The organism is Pseudomonas sp. MYb193, from assembly GCF_002966775.1.
In the GTDB taxonomy this organism is placed as follows: domain Bacteria; phylum Pseudomonadota; class Gammaproteobacteria; order Pseudomonadales; family Pseudomonadaceae; genus Aquipseudomonas; species Aquipseudomonas paracarnis.
Genome location: NZ_CP023269.1, coordinates 5,215,811 through 5,240,865, shown reverse-complemented (window position 1 = coordinate 5,240,865; position 25,055 = coordinate 5,215,811). Strand labels below are relative to the sequence as shown.

19 protein-coding genes and 2 tRNA genes are annotated in these 25,055 nt (G+C 59.0%); 13 read left to right on the top strand and 8 right to left on the bottom strand.

The window, feature by feature from the left end:
• The first annotated feature begins 5 nt into the window (after nucleotides 1–5).
• The 13 genes from glmM (at nucleotide 6) to CLM72_RS23910 (ending at nucleotide 12,583) form a co-directional block, all read left to right on the top strand.
• Nucleotides 6–1,343: a phosphoglucosamine mutase gene (glmM, locus tag CLM72_RS23970; RefSeq protein WP_003194195.1), complete on the top strand. Its 1,338-nt coding sequence runs from the start codon at nucleotides 6–8 to the stop codon at nucleotides 1,341–1,343.
• 66 nt (nucleotides 1,344–1,409) lie between these two features.
• The gene (gene tpiA / locus CLM72_RS23965) at nucleotides 1,410–2,165 is read left to right on the top strand and encodes a triose-phosphate isomerase (protein ID WP_003194193.1); all 756 of its coding nucleotides are present in this window, start codon (nucleotides 1,410–1,412) and stop codon (nucleotides 2,163–2,165) included.
• Nucleotides 2,166–2,169: 4 nt separating this feature from the next.
• Nucleotides 2,170–2,553 carry a preprotein translocase subunit SecG gene (gene secG / locus CLM72_RS23960; protein ID WP_003194191.1) on the top strand — a complete coding sequence of 128 codons (384 nt, stop codon included), beginning with the start codon at nucleotides 2,170–2,172 and terminating at the stop codon, nucleotides 2,551–2,553.
• A 22-nt stretch (nucleotides 2,554–2,575) separates the two neighbouring features.
• A tRNA-Leu gene (locus CLM72_RS23955) sits at nucleotides 2,576–2,661 on the top strand.
• Nucleotides 2,662–2,757: 96 nt separating this feature from the next.
• Nucleotides 2,758–2,834: transfer RNA gene (locus tag CLM72_RS23950), tRNA-Met, on the top strand.
• Between the two features lie 140 nt (nucleotides 2,835–2,974).
• Nucleotides 2,975–3,433 (top strand): ribosome maturation factor RimP, encoded by a 459-nt coding sequence (gene rimP, locus CLM72_RS23945; RefSeq protein WP_032873230.1) that lies wholly within the window; start codon nucleotides 2,975–2,977, stop codon nucleotides 3,431–3,433.
• 47 nt (nucleotides 3,434–3,480) lie between these two features.
• Entirely contained in the window at nucleotides 3,481–4,962 is a 1,482-nt protein-coding gene (gene nusA / locus CLM72_RS23940) for a transcription termination factor NusA (RefSeq protein WP_003194187.1), read from the top strand.
• 27 nt (nucleotides 4,963–4,989) lie between these two features.
• On the top strand, nucleotides 4,990–7,506 hold the full coding sequence (gene infB / locus CLM72_RS23935) for a translation initiation factor IF-2 (protein WP_003194185.1): 2,517 nt from the start codon (nucleotides 4,990–4,992) through the stop codon (nucleotides 7,504–7,506).
• A gap of 159 nt (nucleotides 7,507–7,665) precedes the next feature.
• The gene (gene rbfA / locus CLM72_RS23930) at nucleotides 7,666–8,061 is read left to right on the top strand and encodes a 30S ribosome-binding factor RbfA (protein ID WP_003176137.1); all 396 of its coding nucleotides are present in this window, start codon (nucleotides 7,666–7,668) and stop codon (nucleotides 8,059–8,061) included.
• A 3-nt stretch (nucleotides 8,062–8,064) separates the two neighbouring features.
• Nucleotides 8,065–8,982, top strand: coding sequence for a tRNA pseudouridine(55) synthase TruB (gene truB / locus CLM72_RS23925; protein WP_003176136.1), 918 nt, complete (start codon nucleotides 8,065–8,067; stop codon nucleotides 8,980–8,982).
• A 115-nt stretch (nucleotides 8,983–9,097) separates the two neighbouring features.
• Entirely contained in the window at nucleotides 9,098–9,367 is a 270-nt protein-coding gene (rpsO, locus tag CLM72_RS23920; protein WP_003177875.1) for a 30S ribosomal protein S15, read from the top strand.
• 195 nt (nucleotides 9,368–9,562) lie between these two features.
• Complete coding sequence (pnp, locus tag CLM72_RS23915; protein ID WP_105228510.1) at nucleotides 9,563–11,668, top strand: polyribonucleotide nucleotidyltransferase; 2,106 nt, start codon at nucleotides 9,563–9,565, stop codon at nucleotides 11,666–11,668.
• A 294-nt stretch (nucleotides 11,669–11,962) separates the two neighbouring features.
• Entirely contained in the window at nucleotides 11,963–12,583 is a 621-nt protein-coding gene (locus CLM72_RS23910; RefSeq protein WP_054898021.1) for a BON domain-containing protein, read from the top strand.
• Nucleotides 12,584–12,867: 284 nt separating this feature from the next.
• Here CLM72_RS23910 and CLM72_RS23905 read toward each other — a convergent pair whose 3' ends face one another.
• From CLM72_RS23905 to CLM72_RS23870, 8 genes are all read right to left on the bottom strand, one after another.
• On the bottom strand, nucleotides 12,868–15,789 hold the full coding sequence (locus CLM72_RS23905) for a DUF748 domain-containing protein (RefSeq protein ID WP_105228508.1): 2,922 nt from the start codon (nucleotides 15,787–15,789) through the stop codon (nucleotides 12,868–12,870).
• 88 nt (nucleotides 15,790–15,877) lie between these two features.
• The gene (locus tag CLM72_RS23900; RefSeq protein WP_056785043.1) at nucleotides 15,878–16,894 is read right to left on the bottom strand and encodes a class I SAM-dependent rRNA methyltransferase; all 1,017 of its coding nucleotides are present in this window, start codon (nucleotides 16,892–16,894) and stop codon (nucleotides 15,878–15,880) included.
• Between the two features lie 90 nt (nucleotides 16,895–16,984).
• Nucleotides 16,985–18,922, bottom strand: coding sequence for an acetate--CoA ligase (gene acs / locus CLM72_RS23895; RefSeq protein WP_105228506.1), 1,938 nt, complete (start codon nucleotides 18,920–18,922; stop codon nucleotides 16,985–16,987).
• A gap of 105 nt (nucleotides 18,923–19,027) precedes the next feature.
• Nucleotides 19,028–20,692: a glucose-6-phosphate isomerase gene (gene pgi / locus CLM72_RS23890; RefSeq protein ID WP_034127010.1), complete on the bottom strand. Its 1,665-nt coding sequence runs from the start codon at nucleotides 20,690–20,692 to the stop codon at nucleotides 19,028–19,030.
• Nucleotides 20,693–20,916: 224 nt separating this feature from the next.
• Nucleotides 20,917–21,768 (bottom strand): pantoate--beta-alanine ligase, encoded by an 852-nt coding sequence (gene panC, locus CLM72_RS23885; protein ID WP_105228504.1) that lies wholly within the window; start codon nucleotides 21,766–21,768, stop codon nucleotides 20,917–20,919.
• Nucleotides 21,765–22,565, bottom strand: a complete 801-nt coding sequence (gene panB / locus CLM72_RS23880; RefSeq protein WP_034127012.1) for a 3-methyl-2-oxobutanoate hydroxymethyltransferase — start codon at nucleotides 22,563–22,565, stop codon at nucleotides 21,765–21,767. The genes panC and panB overlap by 4 nt, the downstream gene beginning before the upstream one ends.
• A gap of 364 nt (nucleotides 22,566–22,929) precedes the next feature.
• Nucleotides 22,930–23,415, bottom strand: coding sequence for a 2-amino-4-hydroxy-6-hydroxymethyldihydropteridine diphosphokinase (folK, locus tag CLM72_RS23875; protein WP_105228502.1), 486 nt, complete (start codon nucleotides 23,413–23,415; stop codon nucleotides 22,930–22,932).
• A 2-nt stretch (nucleotides 23,416–23,417) separates the two neighbouring features.
• Nucleotides 23,418–24,821 carry a polynucleotide adenylyltransferase PcnB gene (locus CLM72_RS23870; RefSeq protein WP_105228500.1) on the bottom strand — a complete coding sequence of 468 codons (1,404 nt, stop codon included), beginning with the start codon at nucleotides 24,819–24,821 and terminating at the stop codon, nucleotides 23,418–23,420.
• Nucleotides 24,822–25,055: the final 234 nt, after the last annotated feature.

The window sequence follows — 25,055 nt, the reverse complement described above, 5'->3', positions numbered from 1 at the left end:
CACTTATGACTAAAAAATATTTTGGCACCGACGGCATTCGTGGTCGGGTCGGCGAATTCCCGATCACTCCTGATTTCATGCTCAAGCTGGGTTGGGCGGCAGGCATGGCGTTCCGCAGTATGGGCGCGTGTCGCATCCTGGTGGGCAAGGACACCCGTATTTCGGGCTACATGTTTGAGTCTGCGCTGGAGGCCGGATTGTCCGCCGCCGGGGCCGATGTGATGCTGTTGGGCCCTATGCCCACGCCGGCAATCGCTTACCTCACGCGTACCTTTCACGCCGAAGCCGGTATTGTGATCAGCGCCTCCCACAATCCTCATGATGACAACGGCATCAAGTTTTTCTCGGGGCAGGGCACCAAGCTGCCTGACGAGATCGAGTTGATGATCGAGGAGCTGCTGGATGCGCCGATGACGGTGGTTGAGTCCAGCAAGTTGGGCAAGGTGTCGCGCATTAACGACGCGTCAGGTCGCTATATCGAATTCTGTAAAAGCAGCGTTCCGAGCAGCACCAATTTCGCAGGCTTGAAGATTGTTGTCGATTGCGCCCATGGTGCGACCTACAAGGTGGCGCCGAGCGTCTTCAAGGAGTTGGGCGCACAGGTCACCGTGCTGTCGGCTCAGCCCAACGGCTTGAACATCAACGACAACTGCGGTTCAACCCACATGGAGCAGCTGCAGGCTGCAGTGCTGGCTGAGCATGCGGACCTGGGCATCGCTTTTGATGGTGATGGCGACCGCGTGCTGATGGTGGATCACACCGGCACGATCGTGGATGGTGATGACCTGTTGTTCATCATTGCCCGTGACCTGCATGAGCGTAACAAGCTGCAAGGTGGCGTGGTCGGCACCTTGATGAGTAATCTCGGGCTGGAGTTGGCGTTGGCAGAACTGGGGATTCCCTTTATTCGCGCCAATGTCGGTGACCGCTATGTGATCGCCGAGCTGCTGGAGCGTAACTGGTTGGTTGGTGGCGAGAACTCCGGGCATGTGGTCTGCTTCCAGCACACCACCACGGGTGACGCTATCATCGCCGCGCTACAGGTGCTGCTGGCCCTGCGTCGCCGCGAGGAGAGCCTGGCCCAGGCACGCCAAGCCCTGCGCAAGTGTCCGCAAGTGCTGCTCAATGTGCGTTTTGCCGGTGGCGAAAACCCCATCGAGCACCCTGCTGTCAAAGAGGCTTGCGAGCGCGTGACCCAGGCAATGGCGGGGCGCGGGCGCGTGTTGCTGCGCAAGTCCGGCACAGAGCCGCTGGTGCGCGTGATGGTCGAAGGTGAGGACGAAACACAGGTTCGCGGCCATGCCGAAGACCTGGCAAAGCTGGTAACTGAAGTTTGCGCCTGAATTCGGCTTGCCAGTGGTGATGTGGTTGGGTAACATCTGCGCCCACTTTGACCGACGGGGTACAGCATGCGTCGCACTATGGTAGCTGGTAACTGGAAGATGCACGGTACCCGCGCCAGTGTCGCTGAGCTGATCAACGGCCTTCGTCACTTGGCCTTGCCTAGCGGTGTTGACGTCGCGGTGTTCCCGCCTTGCTTGCATATCAACCAAGTGGTTGATGGCTTGAAGGGTAAGTCGATTCAGGTCGGCGCGCAGAACTCTGCGGTGGAACCGATGCAAGGTGCGTTGACCGGCGAGATTTCGCCGAGTCAGCTGGTTGATGCGGGTTGTTCCTATGTGCTTGTCGGGCACTCCGAGCGTCGCCAGATGATGGGCGAGCGGGATGGGACGCTCAACCGCAAGTTCGCCGCAGCACAGGCTTGTGGCTTGATTCCGGTGTTGTGCATAGGGGAGACCCTTGAGCAGCGCGAATCGGGCAAGACTCTTGAAGTTGTCTCGCGTCAGCTGGGCAGCATCATCGAGGAGCTGGGTGTTGGTGCATTTGCCAAGGCGGTCATTGCTTACGAGCCGGTCTGGGCCATTGGCACCGGGCTGACTGCTACACCGCAACAGGCGCAGGATGTGCACGCAGCCATCCGCGCGCAGTTGGCGGCAGAGAATTCTGAAGTCGCACAAGGTGTGCGGCTTCTATACGGCGGCAGCGTGAAGGCGGCCAATGCGGTCGAACTGTTCGGCATGCCGGATATCGATGGGGGGCTCATTGGTGGAGCTTCCCTGAATGCAGATGAGTTCGGTGCGATCTGTCGCGCCGCGGGAAACTGAAAAAATGCTGGAAACAGTCGTAGTCGTTTTTCATCTGTTGGCTGCCCTGAGCGTAGTTGCTCTGGTTTTGTTGCAACAGGGTAAAGGTGCGGATGCTGGTGCGTCTTTCGGTGCAGGTGCTTCAAATACTGTGTTCGGAAGCCAAGGTTCCTCTACCTTTCTTAGTAAGTTTACTGCTATACTTGCCGCAGGTTTCTTCATAACCAGCTTAGGGTTAGGTTACTTTGCTAAAGAGAAAGCTCATGTGCTGACTCAAGTAGGTTTGCCAAACCCAGCGGTGTTGGAAGTTCCAAAAGCAAAACCGGCTTCTGATGATGTCCCGGTGCTTCAAGAGCAAAAGTCGGCTACTCCAGCGACTGACGTACCTCCAGCTCAAGAGCAGAAGTAAGAAGGGTTGTAAGCGCTGTATTGCCGAGGTGGTGGAATTGGTAGACACGCAACCTTGAGGTGGTTGTGCCCATAGGGTGTAGGGGTTCGAGTCCCCTTCTCGGTACCAATTATCAGGAGAGCCCGCTGTTGCGGGCTTTCTTGTAGGTGGAAGGTTACATTGACCCTGTAAGGGATCGGTCGTATACTTCCGCCCCAGCTTTGTCGCGGGGTGGAGCAGTCTGGTAGCTCGTCGGGCTCATAACCCGAAGGTCGTCGGTTCAAATCCGGCCCCCGCAACCAGTTTTAGCGGAGCCCCTTTTAAGGGGCTTTTTGTTAGCTGGACACTTTCAACGCCGCTGTTCGACGGCGTTTCAAGGATGGGCGTTTCGCCCATTTTTTTATTTTGCACAGCATGCACATACATGCACGAGGGGGTTCAGGTGTCGAGCAAGCTAGAAGAGTTGCAGGCCTTGTTGGCCCCGGTGGTCGTGGCCCTAGGCTATGAATGCTGGGGTATTGAGTTTTCGGCTCAAGGTCGCCACTCAATGTTGCGCGTTTATATCGATAAAGAGGGCGGCGTGCTGGTGGACGATTGTGCCATTGTCAGCCGTCAGATCAGCGGTGTGCTGGATGTTGAAGATCCAATCTCCGTTGAATACACCCTTGAAGTTTCCTCGCCAGGCATGGAACGCCCACTGTTCACTATCGAGCAGTTTGCTAAATATGCCGGTGAACAAGTGAAGATCAAGCTGCGTTCCCCCTTTGAAGGGCGACGCAACTTTCAGGGCCTTCTGCGCGGTGTAGAAGAGCAGGATGTCGTGGTGCAGGTAGAAGACCACGAGTTCCTGTTGCCGATCGATATGATCGACAAGGCCAACATTATTCCCAGTTTTGACTGAGACGCGGATCCCGCGGATCCAATGGCTTGCGAAAGGCGAGGCGTACGATGAGCAAAGAAGTACTGCTGGTTGTTGAGTCGGTATCCAATGAAAAGGGTGTACCGGCAAGCGTGATTTTTGAAGCGTTGGAGCTGGCCCTGGCCACTGCTACCAAGAAACGTTTTGAAGACGAAGTAGATCTGCGTGTGGAAATCAACCGCCACACCGGTGCCTATGAGACTTTCCGTCGTTGGACGGTGGTCGAAGAGGACGATCTTGATGATCCGGCCATCGAAACCTGGCCAAGCAAGGTTGCGCAAACGCATCCGGGCGCCCAGGTTGGCGATGTTGTCGAAGAAAAGATCGAGTCGATCGAATTCGGCCGTATTGCTGCACAGACCGCCAAGCAGGTCATCGTGCAGAAGGTTCGCGAAGCCGAGCGCGCTCAAGTCGTTGACGCCTATCGCGAACGCCTGGGTGAAATCATCTCTGGCACCGTAAAGAAAGTTACCCGCGATAACGTGATCGTTGACCTGGGCAACAACGCCGAAGCGTTGCTGGCCCGCGAAGACATCATCTCTCGCGAAACCTTCCGTGTCGGCGTGCGTCTGCGTGCGCTGCTCAAGGAAATCCGCACCGAGAACCGCGGCCCGCAGTTGATCCTGTCGCGTACCGCGCCGGAAATGCTGATCGAGCTGTTCCGTATCGAAGTGCCGGAAATCGCCGAAGGCCTGATCGAAGTGATGGCGGCGTCCCGTGACCCGGGTTCGCGTGCCAAGATCGCGGTCCGCTCCAAGGACAAACGCATCGACCCGCAAGGCGCTTGCATCGGTATGCGCGGTTCGCGCGTCCAGGCAGTGTCGGGCGAATTGGGCGGTGAGCGTGTGGACATCGTCCTGTGGGACGATAACCCGGCGCAGTTCGTGATCAACGCCATGTCGCCAGCTGAAGTGGCGGCAATTATCGTTGACGAAGATGCCCATGCAATGGACATCGCCGTTGGCGCAGACAATCTGGCTCAGGCCATTGGTCGTGGTGGTCAGAACGTGCGTCTGGCCAGCCAACTGACCGGTTGGACCCTGAACGTGATGACCGAATCGGACATCCAGGCTAAGCAGCAAGCTGAAACCGGTGACATCCTGCGCAACTTCATCGAAGAGTTGGAAGTCGATGAAGAGCTGGCACAGGTGCTGGTAGATGAAGGCTTCACCAGCCTGGAAGAGATTGCCTACGTACCGTTGGAAGAAATGCTCAACATCGACGGCTTTGACGAAGATATCGTCAACGAGCTCCGCGCTCGGGCCAAGGATCGTTTGTTGACTAAAGCCATCGCTACTGAGGAAAAGCTGGCAGACGCCCATCCGGCCGAAGACCTGCTCTCGCTTGAGGGTATGGACAAGGATTTGGCGATGGAACTGGCGGTGCGCGGCGTAATTACCCGCGAAGACCTGGCCGAGCAGTCTATTGACGATCTGCTCGACATCGACGGCATTGACGAAGATCGTGCCGGCAAGTTGATCATGGCCGCCCGAGCCCATTGGTTCGAGTAATTAGGCGCGGCCTGAGGAGAGAAGTGCATGACGCAAGTCACGGTGAAACAACTGGCCGATGAGGTCAAAACACCGGTAGAGCGCCTGTTGCAGCAGATGCGTGAGGCAGGTCTGCCGCACACCGCCGCCGATGAAGGTGTGAGCGATAGTGAGAAGCAGTCTTTGCTGACTCACTTGAAGAGCAGCCACAAGGCGAAAGTGGAAGAACCGCGCAAGATTACATTGCAGCGCAAAACCACCAGCACCCTGCGGGTTGCGGGTAGCAAGAGCATCAGCGTTGAAGTACGCAAGAAGAAAGTCTTCGTACAGCGCAGCCCGGAAGAAATCGAAGCCGAGCGCAAACGCGAGCTGGAAGAACGTCGCGCAGTAGAAAATGCTGCACGTCAGAAGGCTGAAGAAGAAGCCAAGCGTCGCGCCGAAGAAGAAGCGCGTCGCCAGCCTGCTGCTGCGCAACCTGCTGCCACTGACGCGGTCGCCGCCCCTGTTGAAGCTGTGCGTGAGGCTGCCCCGGCTGCCGCCGCGCCTGCTCCTGCAGCAGACGCCCGCAAGCGCGACGAACCTCGTCGTCCGGACAAACCACGTGCTGACGATAACAATCGTCGCGGTGGTGGTGGCGATGGCGAGCGTAAAAACGCTCCGCACCGCGCCTCGGTCAAAGAGAAAGCGCCTGCGCCACGTGTTGCCCCACGTACTACCGACGAAGAAAGCGATGGCTTCCGTCGTGGTGGTCGCGGCAAAGCCAAGCTGAAGAAACGCAACGCCCACGGTTTCCAGAGCCCAACCGGCCCTGTCGTGCGTGAAGTGAAGATCGGCGAGACCATCACTGTGGGCGATCTGGCCCAGCAGATGTCGGTCAAGGCTGCTGAAATCATCAAGTTCATGTTCAAGCTGGGCACCCCAGCCACGATCAACCAGGTACTGGACCAGGAAACTGCCCAGTTGGTTGCTGAAGAGCTGGGCCACAAAGTGACCCTGGTCAGCGACACCGCCCTGGAAGATTCCCTGGCCGAGTCCCTGAAGTTTGAAGGCGAGGCAGTTTCCCGTGCGCCGGTTGTGACCGTAATGGGCCACGTTGACCACGGTAAGACTTCCCTGCTCGACTACATCCGTCGTGCCAAGGTTGCCGCGGGCGAAGCCGGTGGTATTACCCAGCACATCGGTGCATACCACGTTGAAACCGAGCGCGGAATGGTCACCTTCCTCGACACCCCAGGTCACGCCGCGTTTACCGCAATGCGTGCCCGTGGTGCCAAGGCGACCGACATCGTGATCCTGGTGGTTGCAGCGGACGACGGCGTAATGCCGCAGACCATTGAAGCTGTCCAGCACGCCAAGGCTGCCGGTGTTCCTCTGGTCGTTGCCGTGAACAAAATCGACAAGCCGGGCGCCGATCTCGATCGCATCCGTAGCGAACTGTCGGTTCACGGCGTGACGTCCGAGGAATGGGGTGGCGAGACGCCATTCGTATCGGTCTCGGCGAAAATGGGTACCGGCGTTGACGAACTGCTCGAAGCGGTGCTGTTGCAAGCTGAAGTCCTGGAACTGACCGCTACTCCATCGGCTCCTGGCCGTGGCGTCGTGGTTGAGTCCCGTCTCGACAAGGGCCGTGGCCCGGTTGCCACCGTGCTGGTTCAAGACGGTACCCTGCGCCAAGGCGACATGGTGCTGGTCGGTTCGAACTACGGCCGTGTACGTGCCATGCTCGACGAGAACGGCAAGCCAATCAAGGAAGCAGGTCCTGCCATCCCAGTCGAGATTCTCGGCCTGGACGGCACGCCGGACGCTGGCGACGAGATGAGCGTAGTGGCTGACGAGAAGAAAGCCCGTGAAGTGGCTCTGTTCCGTCAAGGCAAGTTCCGCGAAGTCAAGCTGGCCCGTGCTCACGCCGGCAAGCTGGAAAACATCTTCGAGAACATGGGCCAGGAAGAGAAGAAGACGCTTAACATCGTCCTCAAGTCTGACGTTCGTGGTTCCCTCGAAGCGTTGAACGGTGCCTTGAACGGCCTGGGTAACGACGAAGTGCAAGTGCGTGTTGTCGGTGGCGGTGTCGGTGGTATCACCGAATCCGACGCCAACCTGGCACTGGCCTCCAACGCTGTACTGTTCGGCTTCAACGTGCGTGCCGATGCTGGCGCTCGCAAGATCGTCGAGCAGGAAGGCCTGGACATGCGTTACTACAACGTCATCTACGACATCATCGAAGACGTCAAGAAGGCCCTTACCGGCATGCTTGGCAGTGACGTCCGGGAGAACATCCTGGGTATCGCCGAGGTGCGTGATGTGTTCCGCTCGCCGAAATTCGGTGCGATCGCCGGCTGTATGGTGGTTGAAGGCACTGTGTACCGTAACCGTCCAATCCGTGTACTGCGTGAAGACATCGTTATCTTCGAAGGCGAGCTGGAATCCCTGCGCCGCTTCAAGGATGACGCTGCCGAAGTACGTGCCGGCATGGAATGCGGTATCGGCGTCAAGAGCTACAACGACGTCAAGGTTGGCGACAAGATCGAAGTCTTCGAGAAGGTTCAGGTTGCTCGCAGCCTCTAACTCGCGCACTTCAGGAGCCGCGCAGCGTGTGGGCATGCAGATGCCCCGCACAGCGTCAGGACTCTAAACGCAACGCCCGGTCTGGCTTTTGTCAGGCCGGGCGTTTGCCGCTTTCAGACCCCACGGGTTTCACCGTGTGGCAGTAACAGGTAACAAGACATGGCAAAAGAATACAGCCGTACCCAGCGTATCGGCGATCAGATGCAGCGTGAGCTGGCCCAACTGATCCGCCGCGAAGTCAAAGACCCACGCGTTGGCCTGGTCACCATTACCGCTGTTGAAGTGAGCCGTGACGTGGGTCACGCCAAGATCTTCATCACCGTGATGGGGCAGGACAACAGCGAAGAAATCGCGCAAAGCATCAAGGTGCTCAACTCCGCCGCAGGTTTCCTGCGGATGCAGTTGGCCCGTGAAATGAAGCTGCGCAGCGTTCCGCAGCTGCACTTCCATTACGACGAAAGCGTCGTGCGTGGCGCGCACCTGTCGGCCCTGATCGAACGTGCCGTGGCTGAAGACAGCCAGCATCCGTCCACACCTGAAGACGCCAAGGAGTAAGCGGTGGCTCAGGTCAAACGTATCCGTCGCAACGTCAGTGGCATCATTCTGCTCGACAAACCCATTGGTTTTACCTCCAATGCCGCGTTGCAGAAGGTTCGCTGGCTGCTCAATGCCGAGAAGGCCGGGCATACCGGCAGCCTTGATCCATTGGCCACCGGTGTATTGCCGTTGTGCTTTGGCGAGGCCACCAAGTTTTCGCAATACCTGCTTGATTCCGACAAGGGTTATGAAACCCTGATGCAACTGGGCAAGACCACCACCACGGCAGATGCCGAAGGTGATGTTTTGCAGGTTCGCGACGTGACCGTTGGTCGTGCGGATATCGAAGCTGCCTTACCCGCTTTTCGTGGGCAAATCAGTCAGATACCGCCGATGTACTCGGCACTCAAGCGCGATGGCCAGCCACTTTACAAGCTGGCACGTGCGGGCGAAGTAGTGGAGCGCGAACCGCGTTCTGTTACTATTGCGCGCTTGGAATTGCTCGCTTGTGAAGGCGACACTGCCCGTTTGGCCGTGGACTGCAGCAAAGGCACCTATATCCGTACCCTGGTGGAAGATATTGGTGAGCAACTTGGCTGTGGCGCATACGTTGCCGAACTGCGACGTACACAAGCCGGACCTTTCACCTTGGCCCAGACGGTCACGCTGGAAGAGCTCGAGGCAGTGCACGCCGAAGGCGGCAACGAAGCGGTTGATCGCTTCCTGATGCCATCGGACAGCGGTTTGCTGGATTGGCCATTGCTGCACTTCTCGGAGCACAGCGCGTTCTACTGGCTCAACGGCCAGCCGGTACGCGCCCCGGATGCCCCGAAATTCGGCATGGTGCGAGTACAGGATCATAACGGTCGCTTTATCGGTATCGGTGAAGTGAGCGAAGACGGGCGCATCGCGCCGCGTCGGCTGATTCGGTCAGAATGACCGAACGAGTGTGGCTGTTAACAGGCATGGTCAACACTCATTTTTAGATACAGGGATTTGTCCCTGGCCTGTTGAAACTGCCCTTTGGGTGGTTTCCTGAAAAAAGGATTGCCTCATGGCTCTCGACGTTCAAGAAAAAGCACAAATCGTAGCTGACTATCAGCAAGCTGTTGGTGACACTGGTTCGCCAGAAGTGCAAGTTGCACTGCTGACCCACAACATCAACAAACTGCAAGGTCACTTCAAGGCCAACGGTAAAGACCACCACTCCCGTCGTGGTCTGATCCGCATGGTAAACCAGCGCCGTAAGCTGCTGGACTACCTGAAAGGCAAGGATCTGGGTCGTTATCAGACTCTGATCGGTCGCCTGGGTCTGCGTCGCTAATAAGCGATTGCGCTAGAGGTTGGTTGTCTGCCGCGTGTCATCGGGATTCCCGTTGGCCCGTGGTAGGCTCCCAGCCTCAAGTTTTATCTGGATACACGTTTTACCCTGGACGAGCGTCGGGCCGATTCCCGGCATTGCCCAAGAATTTCGCAAGAAGACAAGTTCCCCCAAGAGCCACAAAGAAGGTAGGACACCGTGAACCCGGTTATCAAAAAATTCCAGTTCGGTCAGTCGACCGTTACCCTCGAGACAGGCCGTATCGCCCGTCAAGCCTCCGGCGCAGTGCTGGTTACCGTTGACGACGACGTGACCGTATTGGTGACCGTTGTTGGCGCCAAGACCGCTGACCCGAGCAAGGGCTTCTTCCCTCTGTCCGTTCACTACCAGGAAAAGACTTACGCTGCCGGTAAGATCCCTGGCGGTTTCTTCAAGCGCGAAGGCCGTCCTTCCGAAAAAGAAACCCTGACTTCCCGACTGATCGACCGTCCGATCCGTCCGCTGTTCCCAGAAGGCTTCATGAACGAAGTGCAGGTTGTCTGCACCGTCGTTTCCACCAGCAAGAAGACCGATCCGGACATCGCTGCGATGATCGGTACCTCGGCTGCCCTGGCCATCTCCGGCATTCCTTTCGATGGCCCGATCGGCGCTGCCCGCGTTGCGTTCCACGAAAGCACTGGCTACCTGCTGAACCCGACTTACGAGCAACAGAAAGCATCGAGCCTGGACATGGTCGTTGCCGGTACGTCCGAAGCCGTATTGATGGTTGAATCGGAAGCCAAAGAGCTGACCGAAGACCAGATGCTGGGTGCCGTACTGTTTGCTCACGACGAGTTCCAGGTTGTGATCAACGCGGTTAAAGAATTGGCTGCCGAAGCTGCCAAGCCGACCTGGTCCTGGGCTGCTGCCCCGGAAGCCACCGAACTGCTGGGCGCTATCCGCTCCGAGTTCGGCGCTGCCATCTCCGACGCCTACACCATCACCGTCAAGGCCGACCGTTATGCTCGCCTGGGTGAGCTGAAGGACCAGGTCGTGGCCAAGCTGTCCGGTGAAGAAGGCCAGCCTTCTTCCAGCGAAGTCAAAGCTGCTTTCGGTGAGATCGAATACCGCACCGTTCGCGAAAACATCGTTAACGGCAAGCCACGTATCGACGGTCGCGACACCCGCACCGTGCGTCCGCTGAACATCGAAGTCGGCGTTCTGCCGAAGACTCACGGTTCGGCGCTGTTCACCCGTGGCGAAACCCAGGCCCTGGTCGTTGCGACCCTGGGTACTGCCCGTGATGCACAACTGCTGGACACCCTGGAAGGCGAGAAAAAAGACCCCTTCATGCTGCACTACAACTTCCCTCCGTTCTCGGTGGGCGAGTGTGGTCGTATGGGCGGTGCAGGTCGTCGCGAAATCGGTCACGGCCGTCTGGCCCGTCGTTCGGTTCAGGCCATGCTGCCTGCCGCTGACGTGTTCCCGTACACCATCCGTGTTGTATCGGAAATCACCGAGTCCAACGGTTCCAGCTCCATGGCTTCGGTCTGCGGTGCTTCCCTGGCTCTGATGGACGCCGGTGTGCCAATGAAGGCACCGGTTGCCGGTATCGCCATGGGCCTGGTTAAAGAAGGCGAGAAGTTCGCCATCCTGACCGACATCCTGGGTGACGAAGACCACCTGGGCGACATGGACTTCAAAGTAGCTGGTACCGCCAAAGGTGTGACCGCGCTGCAGATGGACATCAAGATCAAAGGCATCACCGAAGAGATCATGGAAATCGCCCTGGGCCAAGCCCTGGAAGCGCGCCTGAACATCCTCGGCCAGATGAACCAGATCATTGGTCAGTCCCGCACCGAACTGTCGGAAAATGCTCCGACCATGATCGCGATGAAAATCGACACCGACAAAATCCGTGATGTCATCGGTAAAGGCGGCGCGACTATCCGTGCGATCTGTGAAGAAACCAAGGCTTCGATCGACATCGAAGACGACGGTTCGATCAAGATCTTCGGCGAAACCAAGGAAGCGGCTGAAGCAGCACGCCAGCGCGTCCTGGGTATCACCGCTGAGGCAGAGATCGGCAAGATCTACGTTGGTAAGGTTGAGCGCATCGTCGACTTCGGCGCGTTCGTCAACATCCTTCCGGGCAAAGACGGTCTGGTTCACATCTCCATGCTGAGCGATGCTCGTGTTGAGAAAGTGACCGACATTCTGAAAGAAGGCCAGGAAGTGGAAGTGCTGGTACTGGACGTGGACAACCGCGGCCGTATCAAGCTGTCCATCAAGGACGTAGCAGCAGCCAAGGCTTCGGGCGTTTAATCACCCGCAGGCTTCACGCTGAAAAAAGGACTCCTCGGAGTCCTTTTTTTATGGGCGCGAGAAAATGAAGCAGAATCAGCTGTTTAGCGCCGCCCAAAAGCCGCAACTTGCATGCAGGCACGATGGGCTTCATGCAAGTTGCACGATTTCGAAAATTCACACATTTCATAACTCGTTGTTTATTAAGGAATTTAACCTGTTCGGCGAGTTGGCACACTGCCTGCAATATCCCTGGTAGCGCTGCAGCATGAAGGTTTACGCCTGCAGACTTTTAATAAAACAGGAGTTACTCGTATGAAGAAGTTCGCTCTCGCTACTGCTACCGCTCTGACCCTGGCCATGGGTGCTAACGTAGCCTTTGCTCAGACTTCCCAAGCCCCTATGACTTTGGCGGCCGGTGAAGCGACCAAGGCTAAGGAAAGCGTTTCGGATACTTGGATCACCACTAAAGTCAAAGCTGACCTGCTGACCGAAAAAGGCATTCCAGGTTCGGACATCAAGGTTGAGACCAACAAAGGTGTGGTTTCCCTGTCCTCCGACGTAGCTATCTCGGATTCGCAGAAAGAAATGGCTGTAGGGATCACCAAGAAAATCAAAGGTGTGACTGCTGTTTCTGCTGACGGCCTGCTGGCTGGCGGCGCTACCAAAGCTGACGGCATCGACAAAACCAAAGGCGCTGCCCACGACGCTAAAGAGACCACCAGCGATACCTGGATCACTACCAAAGTGAAGGCTGACCTGGTAACTGAAAAAGGCATTCCTGGCACCGACATCAAGGTTGAAACCAACAAAGGTGTTGTATCCCTGTCGTCGCCTACCGCTGTGACCGCTTCGCAGAAAGAAACGGCTGTAGCGATCACCAAGAAAATCAAAGGCGTTAAAGCTGTATCGGCCGATGGCCTGAAAGCAGAGTAATGCTGACGTTTCGTTTGAACTGAATAGCGGCGGCTTAGGGTGAGTTAGATATCCACCTGACGCACCTCTGGAGTTCATGCGACCGACCACACGGATGTGGTCATTACAGGCCCCGGCACTTGTGTCGGGGCCTGTTCTATTTCAGGCTGAAACAGAATGATCAGGCCAAAAAAATGTGGGAGCTGGCTTGCCTGCGATGCTGGCACCTCGGTCATTCAGTTGCACCGAGGTGATGCTATCGCAGGCAAGCCAGCTCCCACATTAGGATGGGCGGTGCTTAGAAGTTACTCAGCGTCCAAGTGCATTGGAGTGATCACCCGGCCATCTTTCTCGGCCTGCCCCAGCTGCGCATCAATGAAGTACACGCGGTCATCTTCCAACTGGCCCTTGTCTACCAGGTAATCCTTGATCGTGCTGGCTCGGTCCTGCCCCAACTGGCGCAGTAGCACGTCACTGCCACTCCAGAACTTAATCACACCGTCCTTGAGCTTCGCCGAGCGCTCATCGCTGCCCAGGTCTTTCCATTCGGCCGGGGGTTGCTGTTTGAGGCGGGTGCGGTAGATGCCTTCCAGCAATGGTGCTTTTTCCTTCTCCGGCACCTCAAGCAACGAGGCCTGGGCCGGGACTTTGTCGCCACGGCGCTGGAGGATCTTGTAATAGTTGTATTGGTATTCACGTTCCAGTCGCTGTGCGGCCAGGAACGGCCCGTCGCTGCTGGCGGCGGCTGTGCCTTCAATTTCCAGACGCAGGGCAGGGCGTTCTTTCAGCGCCTTGGCCAGGGTGTTCAGGGCGCCTTCGGCGTCTTTGTTCAGTTCACTGGAGCCTGCGGCGAACGACACATTGCCCAAGTCTTCAGAGCCGCCACCAGTGACCAGCCCACCAATGAACTTGAAGGGCGCGGTTGCCGCGCGCACCACGAGGTTGCGCAGGGTCTGCCATACAATCGGCATCACGCTGAATTGCGGGTTGTTCAGGTCGCCGCTTACCGGCAGTTCGATGGAGATCTTGCCGTCGGAGTCCTTGAGCAGGGCGACAGCCAGGCGAATCGGTAAGTCGACGGCATCAGAGCTGTCGACTTTTTCACCCAACTGCAGTTGCTCGACCACCACTTTGTTTTCAGCCTTCAATTGGCCTTTGGTGATCACGTAGTGCAGATCGAGATTCAGGCGGCCCTTGCGGATGCGGAAGCCTGCGAATTTACCTGAGTAAGGCGTCAGGTTGGTCAGCTCGACACGCTTGAAGCTGGTGGCGATGTCCAGCGCGGCCATCGGATCAAACGGATTCACGCTGCCTTTGATCGTCACTGGCGCGTAACGGTCCACCTTGCCTTTGATATCGACGCTGGCCGGTTTGGCCTGGCGACTGTCGATGGTGCCAATCTGGCCGTTGAGCTGTTGAATCGCGGTGGCAAAGTTGGGGGTGAGGCTGAAGTCGGCAAAGTTGGCCGAACCGTCGTTGATCGCGATCTGCCCGATATGAATGCCCAGGGGCTTGTCGTTACTGGCGGCAGGTTTGGCTGCCGACTTGCTGCCGCTGTCGGCCGGCTGCGGAATCAGCAGGTCGTCGATGTTAGTGGTGCGATCTTCGTTGATCATGAAACGCGCATACGGCTGCAACAGGTTGACCTTGTCGATCGACAGGCTTTGGCCGTGCTGGTAGTTCACGCCCTCTAGCACCAGGCGCTGCCACTTGAGGAAGTCGCGGGTCTTCAGGGTGTCCAGGGTATGCAACTGGTCAACCTGGGCGCGGCCGGTGACCTGGAGGGCCAATGGCTCGGTGCTTTTGAGGTTTACGTCCAGGTTGCTGCCCAGCATGCCGCTGCGCAATTCCAGGCGAATAAACGGGCTGATATAGGCCTGGGCGACCCGCAGGTCGATGTCCTGGGTGTTCACTTTCAGCTTGGCACTGACCGGGTTGAGGTTAACCTCGCCGGTTGCCTGGATCTTGCCTTGCTTACCCAGGCCGGTGTCGACCTTCAAGGCGAAGGGGCTCTGATTGAGGCTGTCGAAGTTCTGTACGTCGACATTCAACGGGCCCAGTTCCAGCGCGACCGCAGGTTTAGCCTGGCGGTCGGCCAGGTGCACCTGATAGTTACGCAGTTGCACGTCCTTGAGCAGCACTTGCCACGGCTTGCTCGGGGCCGCCGGTTGTGCCGACGGCGCGTCGGCAGCGGTTGGTTCCGGAGTCTTGGCCGGTTTGCTCGGTTGGCTGGCGAACAGCTTCTGCCAATCCAGTTGACCATCGGCCTCACGGGCGGCCCAGGTTTCCAGCTTGTTACTGCGGATTTTGCCGACAATGACCTGCTGCTTGGCCAGGTCTACCGTGGTTTCGCTGACGTCCAGGCGCTCCAGGCGTGCCAGTGGCCGGCCATCGGGGGCCTTTATAGCAAAGGGGGCGATGCTGGCGGCGGTGTTGGTCAGGTTCAGCTCGGTCTCTTTGGCCAGGCTGAATTTGTAGTCAGTGCTGAAGTTGAGCACCCCGTCTTCCAGCACCAGTGGCAGGGCGTCACGCACATACGGCCACCAGGCTTTCATTTTACCGTCGGTAACCTTCAAGGTGCCTTCGGAGGTGATCGGTACCAGGCTGAAGTTGCCTTTCCAGTCGATCTGCCCGCCTTCGGGGCCGGCAGCAACCAGGGTCATGTCGGCATTGTCGTCGGGCAAGGTGCTGAGGTTTTTCAGCTCGAAGTCGAGTTCGTCGTAGAGGAATTCGATGGGCTCGCTGGGGCGCAGGTCCTGGAAGTGCAGGTTACCGCCCGCCAGCTTGATGCTGTCGATACGCAGTGGGAACGGCTTGGCATCGGGATCGTCCGGGGTTGGCTCGCTCGGTGGCAGTTTGAACAACTGCGCCAGGTTCAGTTGGCCGGACTTGTCGAACAGCAGTTCGGTCTTGGGCTTGTCCAGTTGCACATCGGCCAAGTGCAGGGCGCGGGTCCAGAGGCTGTCGATCTGCAGGTTGGCGTAGAGGCGTTCGAAACCTACTTGCTCTTTGCCTGGCTCACCGATCTTCAGGCCCCACAGCGTCAGTTCCAGGCTGAAGGGGTTGAGCTCGATGCGCTCGATTCGCGACGGCACCGTGGCGTAATTGGCCAACTGTTGGTTGGCAATGCGAAGGGCGATGCCGGGTAATATCAGAAAGCCCAGCAAGCTGTACAAAGCAAGGGCGGTCAACAAGGCGCCTACGGCGCGGATCAATCCTTTGGGCATGGGTGAACGCCATCTATGTCGAACGAGAGTGCCTTGGAGTATGGCACGGGAATTCGGTTCCGAAGAACCGTGGGCGCTGGGAAACTTCCTACAAATGCAGGATCAGCGTCTTCAGCGGAGGCTGTTGGTCCCTGGAGGGAAAGTCGGCTCCGGGTGTCATAACCTGCCATTCGCGCACCGGGCGCCCGGCTTTTTCTGCGCAGCGCAGCACCTGTTCACGCCAGTCCTCCATGCTGACCTTTGCCAGGTTGTTGCAGCAAATCAGCACGCCATTGTCGGCGGTGGTCAGCAGTGCGGGTTTGAGCAGGCTTTGATAGTCGCGCAACAGGTCGACAGTGCCGAAAGCGCTCTTGGCCCAGGCGGGAGGATCGAGCAGTACCAGGTCGTACTGGCGCTGCTCCAGGCGTGGATAGCTCGGCAGCTTCTGCCCGCGCCGCTGGGTGATGGGCAGGCCCGCCAGTTGGCGAATCGCCGGGAAGTAATCGGACTGTACAAACTCCATGCTCGGCAACTGCGGGTTGAGCTGGCCGTTTTCACGCCCTACTGCCAGGTTGCCCTCGGCAAAATCCAGGTTGCACACCTCGCGTGCGCCGCCCGCTGCCGCGCTCAAACCTACACCGCAGGTATAGGCGAACAGGTTCAGCACGCTTTTGCCGGCGCTGTGGTCCTTGACCCAGCCCCGGGTGTTGCGCAGGTCGAGGAACAGCAGTGGGTCTTGCCCGGCGTGGCGCCCACGCACACGGTAGTTGAGGCCCCACTCGTGGCCGACCAGGTCTTCCAATGCGCCAGGCTCCGCGCGGTACACCGTGTCTTCGCGGTCGATGCGCGAGTTGCCGCGGGCACGGTCGTTGTACACCAGCAACAATTCCAGGCCCATGTATTGGTTGATCAGTTGGTGCAGGTCCAGCAGGTCTGCCGTTTCCAGGGACTGGTGGAAGCTTTGTACCAGCAATTGCGGACCGTAGCGGTCGATGGTCAAGCCACCGGCGCCTTCCTGGCTGCCGTGAAACAGCCGATAGCAGTCCGTACCCTGGGCGTGCAGCGTGTTGATCAGGTCTTGGCGGTGATCGAGGGCGGCGCGCAGCGCCTGATTCAAGGGAGTCATGGAGCGCGCCTTGGGTAAGGGTCAATAAAAAATGGGGCGCGAAGTTTAACAGCTAACCCCGGCCTGCACAGGCCGGGGATAATCCTGGCGCTATCGGTTGAGGCGTTTGTCGATCAAACCGTCCACCACGCTGGGGTCTGCCAGGGTCGAGGTGTCGCCCAGGCTGTCCAGTTCGTTACAGGCGATCTTGCGCAAGATGCGCCGCATGATCTTGCCGGAGCGGGTTTTCGGCAGGGCAGGGGCCCATTGGATCAATTCCGGTTTGGCGAAGCTGCCAATCTCCTTGCTGACCAACTCCAGCAGGTGCTTTTTCAACGCGTCGCTGGGTTCGACGCCATTCATGGGGGTGACAAAGGCGTAGATGCCCTGGCCCTTGACGTCGTGGGGGTAGCCCACCACGGCGGCTTCGGCGACCTGATCATGCAGCACCAGGGCGCTCTCCACTTCAGCGGTGCCGATGCGATGGCCCGAGACGTTGATCACATCGTCGATCCGCCCGGTGATCCAGTAGTCGCCGTCTTCATCGCGCCGTGCGCCATCCCCGGTGAAGTAGTAGCCGGGGTAGGGCTTGAAGTAGGTGTCGATCATGCGCTGCGGGTCGCCGTAGACGCTGCGAATCTGCCCCGGCCAGCTTGATCTGATGGCGAGTACACCACTGCCGGCGCCACTGATTTCCTTGCCATGTTCATCGAGCAACACCGGTTGTACGCCGAACATGGGCTGTGTCGCGCAGCCCGGTTTGATGCGCTGGGCGCTGACCAGCGGGCTGAGCATGATGCCGCCGGTTTCGGTCTGCCACCAGGTATCGACAATCGGGCAGCGCTGTTCGCCGACGGCGTTGAAATACCAGTCCCAGGCTTCCGGGTTGATCGGCTCACCTACGCTGCCCAGCAGGCGCAGGCTGGCGCGCGATGTGCTCTGCAGCGGGCCGTGTCCTTCACGCATCAGGGCGCGCAAGGCGGTGGGTGCTGTGTAGAAGATATTCACCTGGTGTTTATCGATGACCTGCCAGAAGCGCGAACTGTCCGGATAACTCGGCACGCCTTCGAACATCAGCGAGGTGGCGCCATTGGCCAGCGGGCCGTAGACGATATAGCTGTGGCCGGTGACCCAGCCCACGTCGGCGGTGCACCAGAACACTTCGCCTTCTTGGTAATCGAGCACGTACTTGAAGGTCATCGCCGCTTGCAGCAGGTAGCCAGCGGTGGTGTGCAACACGCCTTTGGGTTTGCCGGTGCTGCCGGAGGTATAGAGGATGAACAGCGGGTCTTCAGCGTCCATCGGCTCGGGTGGGCAGTTGTCGCTGGCGGCGTCCAGGGCAGCTTGGTACTTGAGGTCGCGGCCCTCGTGCCAATTCACGCCCGCCCCGGTGCGCTCCACCACCAGTACCGTGCTGACGTTCGGGCAACTGGCCAGGGCTTTGTCGACGTTCTGTTTCAACGCCACGGGCTTGCCACCGCGTACGCCCTCGTCGGCGGTGATCACGGTGCGGCAATCAGCGTCGAGGATGCGGTCGCGCAGGGCGTCAGGAGAGAAACCACCAAACACCACCGAGTGCACTGCGCCAATTCGCGTGCAGGCCAGCATGGCGTAGGCCGCCTCGGGGATCATCGGCATGTAGATGCACACGCGATCACCTTTGTTCACGCCACGGCTTTTCAACACATTGGCCAGGCGGCTGACGTTTTGGTGCAGTTGACGGTAAGTAATCGTGCAGGATTTTGACGGATCATCGCCTTCCCAGATGAAGGCCGGCTGATCGGCGCGTTGCGCCAGGTGGCGGTCGATGCAGTTGTAGCTGACGTTCAATTGGCCACCGGCAAACCATTGGGCGGCACCGGTGTGGATGTCTGACTGCTGGACGTTGTGCCAAGGTTTTATCCAGTCGAGAAAGCCCTTGGCCTGTTCGGCCCAGAAGGTGTCTGGCTGGTCGATGGATTGGCGATAGAGGCGCTGGTAGTCCTCTTGACTGAGTTGCGCAGCCCGGCGGACGGCATCGGCGGTGGGAAAGGTGCTGATATCGAACATGAGCGCTCCTTATTCTTGTTTTTGCGACAAGTCATAAAGATGCACCCTGGGGCGGGAGGGTTCAAGGCCAACGTCCAAACGCACGTTGGCCTTGAATGAACGGCTTCAGCCGCGGTGACGACCACGGAAGTAGTTGATCAAGCCCTGGGTCGAAGCATCTTCGGCCAAGGTTTCTTCGGCGCCGGTCAGGCGGTTGTACACGCCTTTGCCCAACTCCTTGCCCAGTTCAACGCCCCATTGGTCAAAGGCATTGATGCCCCACACCACGCTCTGCACGAACACCTTGTGTTCATACATAGCCACCAGCGCGCCAAGGCGACGCGGGCTGATGCGCTCGACCACCAGGGTGTTGCTCGGACGGTTACCCGGGATCACCTTGTGCGGTGCCAGCTTCTGTACTTCGGCTTCCGGCAGGCCCTTCTCACGCAGCTCGGTTTCGGCCTCGCTGCGGGTCTTGCCGAGCATCAGCGCCTGGCTCTGGGACAGGCAGTTGGCGTACAGCCACTGGTGATGATCAGAGACCGGGTTGAAGCTGACGATCGGCACGATGAAGTCGGCCGGGATCAGTTGAGTCCCTTGGTGCAGCAACTGGTGGTAAGCGTGCTGGCCGTTGCAGCCTACGCCGCCCCAGATCACCGGGCCGGTATCGGTGGACACTGGCGTACCGTCCTGGCGCACGCTCTTGCCATTGGATTCCATGTCCAACTGCTGCAAATGCTTGGTGATGTTACGCAGGTAATGGTCGTACGGCAGGATCGCATGGCTCTGCGCACCCCAGAAGTTGCCGTACCACACCCCCAGCAAGCCCAGCAGCACGGGCATGTTGGCTTCGAACGGCGCGTTCAGGAAGTGCTGATCCATGGTGTAGGCACCCGACAGCAGTTCCTTGAAGTTGGACATGCCGATAGCCAGGGCAATTGGCAAGCCGATGGCAGACCACAGCGAGTAGCGCCCACCGACCCAGTCCCACATTGGGAAGATGTTTTCTTCGCGAATACCGAAAGCCACGGCCGCGGCATTGTTGCTCGAGACGGCGATGAAGTGGCGATACAGCTCGGCTTCCGAGCCCCCCTGGGCCAGGTACCAGGCGCGGGCGGCCTGGGCGTTTTTCAGGGTTTCCAGGGTGTTGAAGGATTTGGACGAGACGATAAACAGCGTGGTCTCGGCGCGCAGCTTCATGGTCAGTTCGTGGAACTCGCTGCCGTCGATGTTCGCCAGGTAGTGGCAACGCACGCCTTTATGGGCGTAGGACAGCAAGGCCTCCGAGACCAGTTCCGGGCCGAGGAATGAGCCACCGATACCGATGTTCACCACGTCGGTGATCGGCTTCTCGGTGTAGCCGCGCCACAGGCCGTCGTGGATACGGCCGACCAGGTCAGTGATCTGGTTCAGCACCTTGTGCACGTCCGGCATGATGTTCACGCCGTTGACCGACAGCTTGTCGCCCACCGGGCGGCGCAGGGCGGTGTGCAGGGCAGGGCGGCCCTCGGAGGAGTTGACCGGTTCGCCAGCGTACTGCGCGTCGATCGCCGCCTTGAGATTGACTTCCTTGGCCAGGCCCACCAACAGGTCGCGGGTTTCGCTGGTGATCAGGTTTTTCGAGTAATCGAGGAAAAGTCCGCAGCTGCTCAAGGTGAACTGGGAAAAACGCTGAGGATCGGCATTGAACGCCTCGCGCATGCTGAAATCCTGCATGGCTTGGCGATGTTGAACAAGCGCTTGCCAGGCGGGCAGCGCGGTAACGTCATGAGGGGTGCGGTAGTACGCCATCGCTGCGGGTTTCCTTTTATTACGGGGACTGCCTTTAGGACATTTCAAAGCCCGGAACATCCAGTCTTATCGCAAGGATTGGGTTCCAGACAGCGCTAACCATAGCGCAGGGCAGTTACATTAAACCTAGCGTGTGGATATGTCTTGGCTTTGTCTGCGCTGTGGCCGGTACTTTTTTATACCGGCACAGCCGTCGGGGCAACAGGTTGAGGGGAAAGCGGGCGTCAGGCGAGGTTCAGGTGCAGGTTATCGATGAGGCGCGTTGCCCCCAGATAAGCGGCGACCAGGATCACCACATCACGATCTTCAGCCGTGGCCGGGCGCAGATGCACGCCTTGGCGCACTTCCAGGTAGTCCATGCGCAGCCCTGCGGCTTCAATCTGCTGGATGTGCTCGGCGCGAAGCCTGGCAAAATCGTGATTGCCGCCTTGGATGGCCGTGGCGATCTGGCTGAGCGCGCGGTACAGCACTGGCGCGACCGCCCGTTGCTCCTCGGAGAGGTAACCGTTGCGTGATGACAGCGCGAGGCCGTCCTCGGCGCGCACGGTGGGCTCGCCGATGATCTGGATCGGCATGTTCAGGTCGCGAACCATGGCGCGGATCACCGCCAACTGCTGATAGTCCTTCTGGCCAAATACGGCCATGTCCGGCTGGACCATGTTGAACAGCTTGCTGACCACTGTGGCCACCCCTTCGAAATGCCCTGGGCGGCTGGCGCCGCACAAGCCTTCGGACAGATTAGGTACGCTGACGCGGGTCTGGCCGTTCATGCCATCGGGGTACATTTCCTCGACCGTGGGCGCGAACAGCAGGTTGCAGCCGGCCTGCAGGAGCTTTTCCTGATCGGCGGCCAATGTGCGTGGGTATTTGTCCAGGTCTTCGCCAGCGCCGAATTGCAGTGGGTTGACGAAAATGCTCGCCACCACGAAATCCGCTTGCTGCGCGGCCTTGGTCACCAGGGTGGCGTGGCCGCTGTGCAGGTTGCCCATGGTGGGTACAAAGCCGATGCGCTTGCCGGCGCTACGGGCGTGGGTTACGGCAGCCCGCAGTTCGCGGACGGTTTTAACGGTGTTCATGCCGAGAATCCGTGTTCAACGCCTGGGAACGTCACGTTTTTGACTTCGCTGACGTAGGCGCTCAAGGCGGCGTGGATGCTGTCCTGGCCAGCCATGAAGTTCTTCACGAACTTCGGCACGTGGCCGGTGATCGACAGGCCGAGCATGTCGTGCAGGACCAGCACCTGGCCGTCGGTGGCGGAACCGGCGCCAATCCCGATCACGGGCACTTTGACGGCCTGGGTGATTTCGGCAGCCAGTTCGCTAGGCACGCACTCCAGCAGAATCATCGCTGCACCGGCCTGTTCCAGGGCGATGGCATCGGCGCGCATCTGGCGGGCCTGGGCTTCATTGCGGCCCTGCACTTTGTAGCCACCGAGGATATTCACCGACTGCGGTGTCAGGCCCATGTGTGCGCACACTGGCACGCCGCGCTCGGCCAGCAGCCGGATCGACTCGGCCAGCCACACGGCACCTTCGACTTTGATCATGTGCGCGCCGGCCTGCATCAGCTTGCCGGCGTTCAGGAAGGTTTGCTCAAGGGTGGCGTAACCCATGAACGGCAGGTCCGCGATGATAAAGGCGCCATCGTTGCCACGCTTGACGCTGGCGGTGTGGTAGGCGAGTTCATCGGTGGTCACAGGCAGCGTGCTGTCATTCCCTTGAAGAACCATGCCCAGGGAGTCGCCCACCAGCAGCACTTCGACTCCAGCCTGGCAGCTGGCGTGGGCGAAAGTGGCGTCATAGCAGGTCAGCATGGTGATTTTTTCACCTTTGAGCTTGAGGCTCTGCAAGGTGGTCAGGGTAATGTCTGGCATGAAAGGGTCCTCGTTCAGGCGCTTGGAAACAGCGAGTAACGCGCGTGAGTCTTCGTTTATACAGGCGCACTGTCTTGAAAGCAGTGCTTATATGGCCTGGATTGCGCCCTGTCGCGCCGGGTTGGCGGCAGCGGGACGCCTATAGTCGTGAGGAGGACACGGGAAGTCAATTGGATGTGTTACCGCATTGTTACGATGGCGGTGTTACCGCTGTTACTGACGCGATTCAGCAAGATGGGCACAGGTTGGGGGCGCACTGAATATCTGATGTGGGAGCTGGCTTGCCTGCGATGGCATCACCTCGGTGTGGCTGATACACCGTGTCGCTAGCATCGCAGGCAAGCCAGCTCCCACATTGACCGAGTCATTCTTGAGTGAGGCGTTCCAGGCCGACGAACGGGCAGGCGGTGAGCAGGTCGCTCAAACGCTGGCCGTCAGGTAGCTGCAGGTCGGCAGGCGCCAACTCAGCCAACGGATACAGCACAAACGCGCGCAGATGCATCTGGTAGTGCGGCACCTTGAGGCGCGGCTCGTCGATCAGGCGATCACCGAACAGCAGGATATCCAGGTCCAAGGTGCGCGGGCCCCAGCGTTCCAGGCGTTCGCGGCCCTGATCGTTCTCGATGGCTTGCAGCGCATCAAGCAGGTCCAATGGCGCCAGGTGACTGTCCAGCGCCGCAACCGCGTTGGTGTAGCGCGGTTGGCCTGGCAGCAACGAGTCGCTTTGATAGAAGGCGGACACACCGGCGAGGTGGGTGCCAGGCAGTTGCGCCAGCGCCTCGACCGCGCTGCGCAATTGTTGTTGCGGGGCAGCCAGGTTGCTGCCCATGCCGATGTAGATACGTTCCACGTTTATTCGCCCGCAGCGCCCGACGCATCGGCACTGCTGCGTTTACGCTTGGTGCCGCTACGGCGACGCTTTTTCGGCCCTTCGCCGGCGCTATCGCCTTTGCTGCCCAGCTCACGAATCATTTCGCGGCGCTGGCTGTCATTGGCGTCCTGATAATCGGTCCACCATTCGCCCAGGCCATCGGTCTGCTCGCCCGCGCTTTCACGTAGCAGCAGGAAGTCGTAGCCGGCACGGAAACGCGGGTTGTCCAGCAACAGATCGGCGCGTTTGCCGCTGCGGCGTGGCAGGCGCTCCTGCATGTCCCAGATTTCGCGGATCGGCATGGTGAAACGTTTGGGGATGGCGATGCGTTGGCACTGTTCGGCGATCAGCTCGTGAGCCGCTTCCTGCATGGCTGGGATCGGCGGCATGCCACGGTCCTGCAGGCGCAGTACGCGTTTGGGCAGGGCCGGCCACAACAAGGCGGCAAACAGGAATGCCGGGGTCACCGGTTTGTTCTGCTTGATGCGCAGGTCGGTGTTGATCAAGGCTTCGCTGATCAAGGTGTGGGTGTACGTCGGGTTGTACTCCAAGGCCTCGGCGCTGGCCGGGAACAGGGGGTCGAACAACTGCAGGTCCACCAGCATTTCAAAGGTGTCGGCGGCGTAGCCCGAAAGGAACAGCTTGAGCACTTCTTCAAACAGGCGTGCCGAGGGGATTTCCCGCAGCATCGGCGCCAGTTCGCGAATCGGCGCGGCGGTGTGTTTTTCGATGCCGAAGTTGAGCTTGGCGGCGAATCGCACGGCACGCAGCATGCGCACCGGGTCTTCCTGGTAGCGCTGCGTCGGGTCGCCGATCAGCCGGATCAGGTTGTTGCGAATGTCGTGTATGCCGTTGGCGTAATCGAGGATGCGCTCGCTGACCGGGTCGTAATACAAGGCGTTGATGGTGAAGTCGCGACGTTGCGCGTCCTCTTCCAGGGTGCCATAGACGTTATCGCGCAGGATGCGCCCGCTTTCGTTACGGGAAGACTGGTTAGTGTCCTCCTCTTCATCGTTTTGCGGGTGACCGGCGCGGAAGGTCGCGACCTCGATGATTTCGCGACCAAAGTGGATATGCACCAGCTTGAAGCGCCGACCGATGATTCGTGCATTACGAAACTCGGCGCGCACTTGTTCAGGCGTGGCGCTGGTGGCGACGTCGAAATCCTTGGGCGTGATATTGAGCAGCATGTCGCGTACGCAACCACCCACCAGGTAGGCCTGGTAACCGGCGTTCTGCAAACGTTCGACGATGTTCACTGCATAACGGCTGAATTGAGCGCGCTGCAGCGAATGCTGGCTGCTATTGAGCACTTCAGGCGTGCTGCGTTTGTGTTGCGTTCGACGCAAGGGAGAACGGAATGACTGGAACAACTTCTTCAGCATGGGATGCACTGTTTGAAGGAATGTTCGGCCATAACGAAGAATGACCGCATGATGGGCGGGGATTCTAGCATTTAGTCAGGGGATGGTGTAGGAACAAGCTAAAGGCATTGCGCCATAAGCGTTTGCAGGTCAAATCCCGGAAACTACAAGGGGAGCCGAAGCTCCCCCAGAAGTAGTTGCGTGCTCTATTTTTATTATTGATGTCGGGCTTCTTGTTTTTGTTGATCGCCCTCG

What these genes read in the sequence shown, in the direction of transcription:
- tpiA (WP_003194193.1), top strand. Translation starts at nt 1,410, where the DNA reads ATGCGTCGCACTATGGTAGCTGGTAACTGGAAGATGCACGGTACCCGC.
- CLM72_RS23870 (WP_105228500.1), bottom strand. Translation starts at nt 24,821, where the DNA reads ATGCTGAAGAAGTTGTTCCAGTCATTCCGTTCTCCCTTGCGTCGAACG.
- infB (WP_003194185.1), top strand. Translation starts at nt 4,990, where the DNA reads ATGACGCAAGTCACGGTGAAACAACTGGCCGATGAGGTCAAAACACCG.
- secG (WP_003194191.1), top strand. Translation starts at nt 2,170, where the DNA reads ATGCTGGAAACAGTCGTAGTCGTTTTTCATCTGTTGGCTGCCCTGAGC.
- panC (WP_105228504.1), bottom strand. Translation starts at nt 21,768, where the DNA reads ATGAACACCGTTAAAACCGTCCGCGAACTGCGGGCTGCCGTAACCCAC.
- rpsO (WP_003177875.1), top strand. Translation starts at nt 9,098, where the DNA reads ATGGCTCTCGACGTTCAAGAAAAAGCACAAATCGTAGCTGACTATCAG.
- acs (WP_105228506.1), bottom strand. Translation starts at nt 18,922, where the DNA reads ATGTTCGATATCAGCACCTTTCCCACCGCCGATGCCGTCCGCCGGGCT.
- panB (WP_034127012.1), bottom strand. Translation starts at nt 22,565, where the DNA reads ATGCCAGACATTACCCTGACCACCTTGCAGAGCCTCAAGCTCAAAGGT.
- pgi (WP_034127010.1), bottom strand. Translation starts at nt 20,692, where the DNA reads ATGGCGTACTACCGCACCCCTCATGACGTTACCGCGCTGCCCGCCTGG.
- glmM (WP_003194195.1), top strand. Translation starts at nt 6, where the DNA reads ATGACTAAAAAATATTTTGGCACCGACGGCATTCGTGGTCGGGTCGGC.
- CLM72_RS23910 (WP_054898021.1), top strand. Translation starts at nt 11,963, where the DNA reads ATGAAGAAGTTCGCTCTCGCTACTGCTACCGCTCTGACCCTGGCCATG.
- rbfA (WP_003176137.1), top strand. Translation starts at nt 7,666, where the DNA reads ATGGCAAAAGAATACAGCCGTACCCAGCGTATCGGCGATCAGATGCAG.
- CLM72_RS23905 (WP_105228508.1), bottom strand. Translation starts at nt 15,789, where the DNA reads ATGCCCAAAGGATTGATCCGCGCCGTAGGCGCCTTGTTGACCGCCCTT.
- nusA (WP_003194187.1), top strand. Translation starts at nt 3,481, where the DNA reads ATGAGCAAAGAAGTACTGCTGGTTGTTGAGTCGGTATCCAATGAAAAG.
- CLM72_RS23900 (WP_056785043.1), bottom strand. Translation starts at nt 16,894, where the DNA reads ATGACTCCCTTGAATCAGGCGCTGCGCGCCGCCCTCGATCACCGCCAA.